Raw genomic sequence first — 8,744 nt, 5'->3', positions numbered from 1 at the left:
ATTGTTTTGTCAGAGTACTGTCGTTTCTTCTTTAAATCGTAAAAATACGCTTCAAAATCCTTTTTATTAAGTGTCGTCCATATATTGCATGTAGGGAGTTTTTTAGATTTTTGCAACCAATGACCAAAGTCTTCAATATCATAAACATATCGTTTAATTGTAGAAGGCTTGCGTCCTTTATTTAATAAGAAAGAAGAAAAATGTTGTACAGTATCTTGAAATTCTTTTGTTGGCATACCCTTATCATCCTAATTTTTCTTTTAGTATATCAAATTTTACACATATTCCACTTACCCATTCATCCCAAAAGAAAATATATAAATAAAAAAGATAAGACCAGAAACTCGGTCTTATCTATGGCATAAGGAGAAAAAGATAGGGTGATAACCATCACTTTTTTATCATATTACATTAACTGTTAATTTTGAATATTATAGCTAAAAATAGCGACAGTATCCATATTGAGAAATTTATTACTAATTTATTTGTGCAGTCTCAAAAGGTACACCTTTTGATTCACTTTTTATTACTACGTATTCAAAGATGTGGAGAGCCTTTGGATTGTCTATAAAAGTATACCTTTACGAACGAAAAAAGCTCCTTCCACGATTGGTGAAAGGAGTTGTCATATTTTGAAAGGGTATTTTAATTTTAATATATATGGTAAAAAACTTGTATTGATAAAGTATACCTTTATAAACGGTATATCGTTGTAATTCTTCCGCAAATGGTTGTAGTTCACCGTGAATCGAGAGATTCATAAAAAAACGTCATCCTTTCTAGTCTAGCTTGTTAAGAAAGGATAACGTTTTTTAGTACTTGAGGGGTATTAAAATTTCTTAAATTAAAGGGCATGTATGGTGACTTCTAATAAGAAAAGACACCCTCTTAAGGTGACCCCTTTAAGAAACACATATTGTATAAGAAATAAGATCTTACTATTTATTTTTTACAACTATTCTTACTTGTATAGGATTTTGTACCCCAATAATGAATTTGAGAGCCGTTAAATGAAATTTTTTTGACTTGTCCCTGATAACTTTGTTCAAAATGAAGGTGAGCACCTGTTGATCCTCCTGTATTGCCCACAGTTCCAATTTTCTGTCCTATCGTAACTTTTTGTCCTTTTTTAACGCTTTGTGTACTTAAGTGTGCATAGCGAGTAGTCCAACCGTCTCCATGATTGATCTCAATCCATTTTCCATAACTTCTATTTCCCTCATTTTCTACTCTTGATACTGTGCCAGAAGCAGATGCTACAACAGTATCTCCTTCATCGTTTGCTCGGTTAAAATCAACAGAATTTGCTGGACTATGATTAGAACGAGTTTGTCCTTCCCACTTCTGTCCACAAGGAAAAGGCATTTGAAACTTTGGAGTTCCAGCTGCCTCGGCAGTATTAAAACCGCCTATACAAAATGTAAGCAGTAAAGTTGATGCAGTGATTGATAGCAACTTCTTTTTCTTCATAAAAACTCCCCCAATATTCTGAAAATATTTATGTAGATGTATTCTTTTTATTTTCACTCGTTCCCTTCCCAATCTTTTTTTCTCAAAAATAGACAGATTCTTTTAGAAAACAATATTTTTTCCACAGGGCATGATAGTCATCTTCAAATTAAAACATTTTTTTCAGCTTTGCTACTCCTTTTACTTGTTTTTATGTATTCACATCAGAACATAAAGACCCCAAAATGAGAAAATTGGCATCTCCAGGTGAAAATGTACAATTTTATTATTTTTGGAGTACTATAAAATTCTTAAGTTGATGGATGTGTGGCGGGACCCCTATGAACGAAAGTTCATTTCGCTTCCATTCTTAAGTTGATAGGTATGTATGGTGACCCCTGTAAGGACTTAATTACATTGTGTCCATTTAACTGTAATGTTTAAAATAAGAAGAGCCTTCGTTATATAACGAAGGCTCTTCTTATTTTATCATTTTATTCATACACAGTCTTCATGATTGTAGATGCATAAAATGATAAAATAATTTGAGGCGTACTCTATCTATATGATAATTCATAATGAAATATAAGTCTATATTTTTGTTGTTCTTTTGCTTATATTTATGTCACTGAGCTCAGAAGAATATATGTGGAGGGAAAATATATGAAATCGAATGATGTGCCAGTTTTAATTGTTGGAGGAGGTTTATCAGGGTTAGCTTCTGCATTATTTCTTGCAAAACATAAAATTGATTATTTGCTTATTGACAGGCATCCGACTACTGCAATTCATCCGAAAGCAGGAGGGATTACTTTTCGCACAATGGAGTTATTTCGAGGATTAGGTCTAGAAAAAAGAATTAGATCAGCTGGTAAAGTATTGGAGAATTGTCGCGGAAGAATTGCGGTTCATACAATAGCTGAGGCAAATTATGAGGAGTTAGAACAATTAAGGATGACGCAGCATGGAAATGATGAAAAGTTATTTAACAAAGTAGAAGAGATTAGCCCGTCCAAAATAACTTCTTGTTATCAAATTACTTTAGAAGAAATGATGTTACAAGAAGCGCGGAAATTAGGCGGAAAGCTATCTTTTTATCATGAACTGGTTTCTTATGAGCAAAATGAAAACGGGGTAATAGCAACTATTCGAAATCGTGAGACGAAAAAAGAGAACACGATTCATTGTGATTATGTCATCGCAGCAGATGGGGCGAAAAGTAAAATACGTAAACAGTTAGGTATTTTAGCCGAGGGCCGTGGTACAATCGGTGGTTATTATATGAACATTTACTTCGAAGCTGATTTGAGTGCATTTATAAAAGGAGACGCATTTGGGTTTTCTATGATACTACATCCGGAAGTTCTAGGTGCGCTTATTCCGGTCGATAACGTAAGTAAATGGATTTACCATGTAGCTTACGATCCAATAAAAGGAGAGCGACCAGAGGATTTCACTATAGAATGCTGTAAACAAATCATTCGAACAGCAATTGGGAGTACGAATATTGAGCCGGAAATATTAAGTATTTTACCGTGGGAAGCGACAGAAAGTACAGCGGTAAAATTTCAAGACAACCGTGTTTTTCTAGTCGGTGATGCTGCACATATTATGCCACCAACGGGAGGATTCGGATCAAATACAGGGATACAAGATGCCCATAATCTAGCTTGGAAATTAGCGGCTGTTATAAAAGGAAAAGCAGATCCAAAATTATTAGAAACATACCACGAAGAGAGATATCCAGTTGCGAAATTAACGACGGACTATGCGAGTAGTATATTATTTCGTGCTGCGAATAGAGATGAAGGTAATTTGAATAATATGGATAGTTTAGCTGTTACTGTTGGTTATCGGTATTGTTCAAAAGCGATTATAGATGAAAGTACAACTCCGCATAGAATGGATATAGTAGATCTGAACGGACGACCAGGAACGCGTGCGCCACATTTTTGGGGAACGTATGAAGGGAATGAAGTTTCTATACTTGATCTATTAGGTAGTAACTTTGTGTTACTTACTGGCTCAGAAAATAGTACTTGGTCAGTAGCTGCACATATCGTTTCATCTCATTTAGGAGTAAATATGAAGGTGTATCGAGTTTGTCTAAATGGAGATTTCATTGATCGAGATGGCGTTTTTAGGAAGTTATATGGAGTGAAACCTAAAGGAGCGGTATTAATAAGACCGGATGGATTTATTGGCTGGCGTACGGAAAACGCAGTATTAAACGAGAGTGTAGTACTTGAAGGAGTAATGAACAATCTATTATGTAATTTTGTAAATAAATAATAATTTTAAGCATCGTTTATGAAACATAGACGGTGCTTATTACTTTATGGGGTAGCCATGCCCATCAACTTAAGAAATTAATTGTTCCCCAAAACGAAAAAAATAAACTAAATTCCCATGGATACCTATGAAAAGAAGAAATTTTTGGAACTATAAGAGTTAGTAATGAATTTCCTGATATGGATATTAATACCATTGTCGGTTATAATATTCAACAGTTAATGTAATATGATGAAAAAGTGATGGTTATCACCCTATTTGTTTCTCCTTATGCCATAGATAAGACCGAGCTCCTGGTCTTATCTTTTTTTGCATATTTTCTTAGGGGGGAAGAGTGAAGAAATACACGGATAAACATCCTGACATGAACCATGCAATTAAATTACGAAAACATACCAATAAAACAGTAAAGGAAATATGTCAGATTACAGGAGTGAGTCAGGATGCTCTATATCGTAGATTAAAAGAACTTGAATAAAGTCCTTTTTTGATTTGTAATTAAACCCCAGAGTGGCCCCTCATACCCTGAATCGTTTCCGTACCTCTTATGGGAAAATTCCCCACATTTGATATACTATTAAGTGCGAAGGGGTTTTTTTGAAGCTGGAAGAATTACCTTATTATTAAACTAACAAAGCAGGTTAGTTTTGTAAGGAAGTCATTATCTATATTGAATTGGAGGAATTAAAATGTATATGGAACAAAAGATACTTGAATTACTTAACGAATTATATCCAGTGAATTTTATTAAAGTCGAATCAGTAACAAATGAAATGTATCGGTGTATTGCAGAACAAGGTGACTTCTTCGCTAGAATAACGAACTATAAAACATATGATGAACAGTTAGAAGAGGTTAAATATACAAACTTTTTATATAATGAAGGATTTGGTGTCCCGCCTGCCATATCTTCTTTAAACGGTAAATTAGTAGAAAATATAACACTTGATAAGGACGTTTTAACTGTTTTATATAATGCAGCTTCTGGTGTACATTTACCAAGAAGTCAATGGAATGCCAATGTATTAAAAGAATTAGGTCGGCAAATCGGTAGATTACATCGTTTATCAAGGAAATTTGAAGATATAATGCCGACTAAATATATCAACGATTGGCATGATAATGAGGAATATGATTTTCATAAATATATACCTAAAGAAGAAAGTACTATTAGAGAAATAGCACATAAGGTGTTATCTACAATTAAAAATTTGCCAAAATGTAATTCTACATATGGTTTACTACACGGGGATTTATGGTTAGAAAACATATTAGTAGATAGTGATTCGAAACTGACAATGGTTGATTTTCAAGATTGTGAAAAACATTATTATATATTTGATTTAGCCGTTCCAATATATAGTGCGTTGGAGTATTCGTTTGTAGGGAATGGCAACATAGTTGACTATGGACGTTCTATTACGAAAGCAATAATCGAAGGATATCAAGAGGAAAATGATATATCTCCAGAGATGTTAGAGAAACTTTCTCTATTTATTAAATTGAAGGAAATATTTGAATATAACTTAATGCATATGTACTGGAATAAAGAGAGGTTAACTGAAGAACAAATACGAATAATGAACCACTTTAGAATAAGGATTGAACATAATTACTCTATTCTTAATATTTAACCAACTTTTATTATTAAACTAAACTACGTTAATCATGTTTAGGGGCATAGCGTGAAATTTCCTATGGCACTTGCGGTTCTGGTGCAAAGATAAAATAAAAGAGAATATAGCGCATATATTTCTAGTGGAATTGTATTTGATGCTGCTAGCCCGAATAATTGATGGATGAATTCTTTCTGGTTTTGAACAGACTGATCCTGTAAATCAATCTGTTCTTTTTTAATCATATGCATGGCTTCTACTCCTGCAAGAATGGATGTAGCTGTGCTAAAAGACTTGAACCCTAACATAGAACGCACACGTTTCTTAATAAAACGATGATCTTGTTCCACTATATTATTGAGATATCTAACTTGTCTTAGCTTTATGGGGTCACCTTACATGCCCATCAACTCAAGAGATTTTAATACTCTCAAATACCAAAAAACGTTATCCTTTCTAAACAAGATAAATTAGAAAGGATGACGTTTTCTTATGAATCCCTCGATTCAAGATGAACTACTACCATTTGCAGAAGAATTACAACGATATGTTACACCTGTATTCTTAGAAGAACTTGCAAGAGAAATCGGATTTATAAAACGAAAACGTAAGTTCTCTGGATCAGACTTAGCTACCATTTGTATTTGGATCAGTCAACGGGTGGCAAGTGATCCCTTAGTCCGATTATGTAGCAGGCTTCATGCAGCTACTGGTACTTTACTCAGCCCTGAGGGCTTAAATAAACGTTTAAATGCTAAAGCAGTTTTGTTTTTACAACATATTTTTTCTTTACTGTTACAACAAAAAATATGTGAACAAACGCAATTTTCTAATCATCTCTTCTCTTATTTTGGGCGAATTCGTATCCTAGATGCTACCTTATTTCAAGTGCCAAATGCTTTAGAGAATGTATATCCAGGCTCTGGAGGATGTGCCCAAACAGCCGGAATCAAAATTCAATTAGAATACGATCTACACAGTGGGGAATTTCTTAACTTTCAAGTTGGACCAGGAAAAAATAATGACAAAACTTTTGGTACAGAGTGCTTAGATACCTTACGACCAGGGGATTTATGTATTCGTGATTTGGGTTATTTTTCATTGGAAGACTTAGATCAAATGGATCAACGAGGTACATACTATATTTCTCGTTTAAAATTGAATACGAATGTATATGTGAAAAATCCGAGCCCAGAATACTTTAAAAATGGTGCAATTAAGAAACAATCGGAATACATACAAATCGATGTAAAACAGATTTTGAAACAATTACAGCCTGGAGAAACATTTGAATTAAAAAATGCTTATATTGGTGATAAACAACAGCTGTTTGCACGCGTCATTTTTAATCGATTAACAGAAAAGCAACTTCAAAAACGACAAGCAAAAATCGCGGAAAAAGAAAAATCACAAAATAGAACGTACTCAGAGAAAAGTAAAATGGTAGCGGGATTAAACGTATATGTGACGAACACACCTTGGGAATGGGTTCCGATGGAACAGGTACATGAGTTATATACTTTGCGTTGGCAAATAGAGATTGTCTTTAAAACGTGGAAATCACTCTTTAAAATAGATCATTATCGCAATGTAAAACAGGAACGATTAGAGTGCCAACTATATGGAAAGCTCATCGCCATTTTCCTGTGCTCCTCTACTATGTTTAAAATGCGTCAACTACTTTTACAAAAGAAGAAAAGAGAATTAAGCGAATATAAAGCAATAGGAATGATCCAAGATTATTTATATCTTCTGTATCAAGCTATACAGAAAAACACCCAAGAAATAACAAAGATTCTAATCCGCCTATTCCACCTACTACAGAAAAACGGACGGAAATCTCATAGGTATGAGAAGAAGACAGTCTTTGATATTATGGGTGTTATCTATGAATATAGTGGATTTAGAAAACAAAAGAAAGTTGCATAATCTTTAAAAATAATACCTATTTAGGTTTATTTGGCATGATCATTTTTACGGATAAAAAGTGTTTTAAGAGTTTTTTAGTTTATTTGAACGGAATTTCATTTTGTTTCTGTTCTTAAGTTGATGGGTATGGGGTCACCATATCAAAAAAAGAAAATTGTACGTTTAGACACAATTTGGACATATTTTAACCGATTCCCTGTACGTTAAGGAATTGGTTAATTTGTGAGATATGTGAATTAGAGGTCTGTGTAGTAATGGAACAAGAACAGCAATAGCTTATATTTATGTTGGTTTGTACCACAAGTATGAGAAGTCGTTTTTAATAAAAACGTGATTTTTTTAAATAAATTTCTGAAAATAACAAAAGAGCCGGATTTTCATCACAGCTCACTTATTTATTTGCTCAGTATGATTACAAATAGAGGATATAAACTTTTTCATCTATAATCAAAAAAGGAATAAAATCGTACTTTTAATGCAATAAACTTAACTTATAGTCTTACTATTGAGCAAAAACAACAACCACCATACTAATAAAAACAAATAACCTATAATTATAAATATTGACCAAATAAAGCCTTGTTGCAATTGACTAATTAAATATTCAAATTCATTTGTTCCTGCTGGTCTGTCAATACTATTTATGAGACTTATTATTGGGATTGTCATAACAAAAATGAATGCTAAAATAGACAAACTTTTCATTTTCCTTCGAATTATACTAAAGATTGAAGCTCCTAATGTAGTCAATAGAAATAAATAATATATTACCCAAAACCAATTAGGAAGAGTCTGCCAATACATTCTTTTCACTCCCCGTATTTGTAATATTAAAAACTCTATTCAGTAATAAATTTAAATAAAGGTAGTTCTTAAATAAAAATAATTACCTTTATTTACAATAGTTTCCTTTAACTATTTCTGTAATTCTTTTAATAACCTTCTTTACGTATAACTTTGATAAACTTTCTCTTAATATTATTTAATATTATCTACAAAATATATAGGATCATTGTTTTCTAACTTCAGTGTATTTGTAACCTTAAGTGTTTTAAGATCCCTTATTTTAATAATTGTACGTTTATTTTCATAAGATCTTGTAAAAATTCCGTTAGATTTTTGATCTATATTTAAAACACTTTCTCCTTTACTATTATCAATCTCTTCTAAATGAGGAGTATGATTTTTAAAAGAAATTTTCACAAGAGAACTCAATTTTTGGTTCCGGTGCAAGAAATTCAAGATACATGCAAGTAATCTCCTAACCTTGGACATACTGATAGTATTACTCTAGAAAAAGGTGTGTGATCGATATGGAAAAGGGAAATTTGTTCAAATGGAAGCATTATCAGCCGGAACTAATCTTATTAACAGTAAGATGGTACCTACGGTACAATTTGAGCTTCCGTAACCTGGTGGAAATGATGGAGGAACGAGGCTTATCCATGGCTCACACAA

Annotated in this window: 8 protein-coding genes and 2 pseudogenes; 5 read left to right on the top strand and 5 right to left on the bottom strand. The window is 32.9% G+C overall.

What is annotated here, in order from left to right:
• Together C568_RS31565 and C568_RS0129715 are read right to left on the bottom strand one after the other, a co-directional pair.
• Positions 1 to 236: phage integrase N-terminal SAM-like domain-containing protein (locus C568_RS31565; RefSeq protein ID WP_018783673.1), on the bottom strand; the 236-nt coding region annotated here is incomplete at its 3' end.
• A 706-nt stretch (positions 237 to 942) separates the two neighbouring features.
• The gene (locus C568_RS0129715) at positions 943 to 1,470 is read right to left on the bottom strand and encodes a M23 family metallopeptidase (protein ID WP_018783672.1); all 528 of its coding nucleotides are present in this window, start codon (positions 1,468 to 1,470) and stop codon (positions 943 to 945) included.
• Positions 1,471 to 2,112: 642 nt separating this feature from the next.
• Here C568_RS0129715 and C568_RS0129710 point away from each other — a divergent pair.
• The 3 genes from C568_RS0129710 to C568_RS0129700 all read left to right on the top strand — a co-directional run bounded on the left by C568_RS0129710 (position 2,113) and on the right by C568_RS0129700 (position 5,375).
• The gene (locus tag C568_RS0129710) at positions 2,113 to 3,741 is read left to right on the top strand and encodes an FAD-dependent oxidoreductase (protein WP_018783671.1); all 1,629 of its coding nucleotides are present in this window, start codon (positions 2,113 to 2,115) and stop codon (positions 3,739 to 3,741) included.
• A 334-nt stretch (positions 3,742 to 4,075) separates the two neighbouring features.
• The gene (locus C568_RS33985) at positions 4,076 to 4,219 is read left to right on the top strand and encodes a hypothetical protein (RefSeq protein WP_018783670.1); all 144 of its coding nucleotides are present in this window, start codon (positions 4,076 to 4,078) and stop codon (positions 4,217 to 4,219) included.
• A gap of 211 nt (positions 4,220 to 4,430) precedes the next feature.
• A complete protein-coding gene (locus C568_RS0129700; protein WP_018783669.1) occupies positions 4,431 to 5,375 on the top strand; it encodes a phosphotransferase enzyme family protein in 945 nt (314 codons plus the stop codon).
• A gap of 140 nt (positions 5,376 to 5,515) precedes the next feature.
• Here the strand turns inward: C568_RS0129700 and C568_RS31560 are convergent.
• Positions 5,516 to 5,743 (bottom strand): annotated as a pseudogene (locus C568_RS31560) (DDE-type integrase/transposase/recombinase); the annotation flags it as partial.
• 106 nt (positions 5,744 to 5,849) lie between these two features.
• On the opposite strand from C568_RS31560, the gene C568_RS0129690 reads away from it, so the two are divergent.
• Entirely contained in the window at positions 5,850 to 7,286 is a 1,437-nt protein-coding gene (locus C568_RS0129690; RefSeq protein WP_018783667.1) for an IS4 family transposase, read from the top strand.
• A 486-nt stretch (positions 7,287 to 7,772) separates the two neighbouring features.
• On the opposite strand, the gene C568_RS35950 is transcribed toward C568_RS0129690, so the two are convergent.
• On the bottom strand, positions 7,773 to 8,090 hold the full coding sequence (locus C568_RS35950) for a hypothetical protein (RefSeq protein WP_018783666.1): 318 nt from the start codon (positions 8,088 to 8,090) through the stop codon (positions 7,773 to 7,775).
• Between the two features lie 174 nt (positions 8,091 to 8,264).
• Positions 8,265 to 8,489 carry a hypothetical protein gene (locus tag C568_RS0129680; RefSeq protein ID WP_123767132.1) on the bottom strand — a complete coding sequence of 75 codons (225 nt, stop codon included), beginning with the start codon at positions 8,487 to 8,489 and terminating at the stop codon, positions 8,265 to 8,267.
• A 110-nt stretch (positions 8,490 to 8,599) separates the two neighbouring features.
• Between C568_RS0129680 and C568_RS0129675 the strand changes: the two are divergent.
• Positions 8,600 to 8,744, top strand: a pseudogene (locus tag C568_RS0129675) (IS6 family transposase); the annotation flags it as partial.

This window comes from Bacillus sp. 95MFCvi2.1, from assembly GCF_000374965.1.
In the GTDB taxonomy this organism is placed as follows: Bacteria; Bacillota; Bacilli; order Bacillales; family Bacillaceae_G; genus Bacillus_A; species Bacillus_A pseudomycoides.
This window is presented reverse-complemented; position numbering and strand designations above follow the sequence as displayed.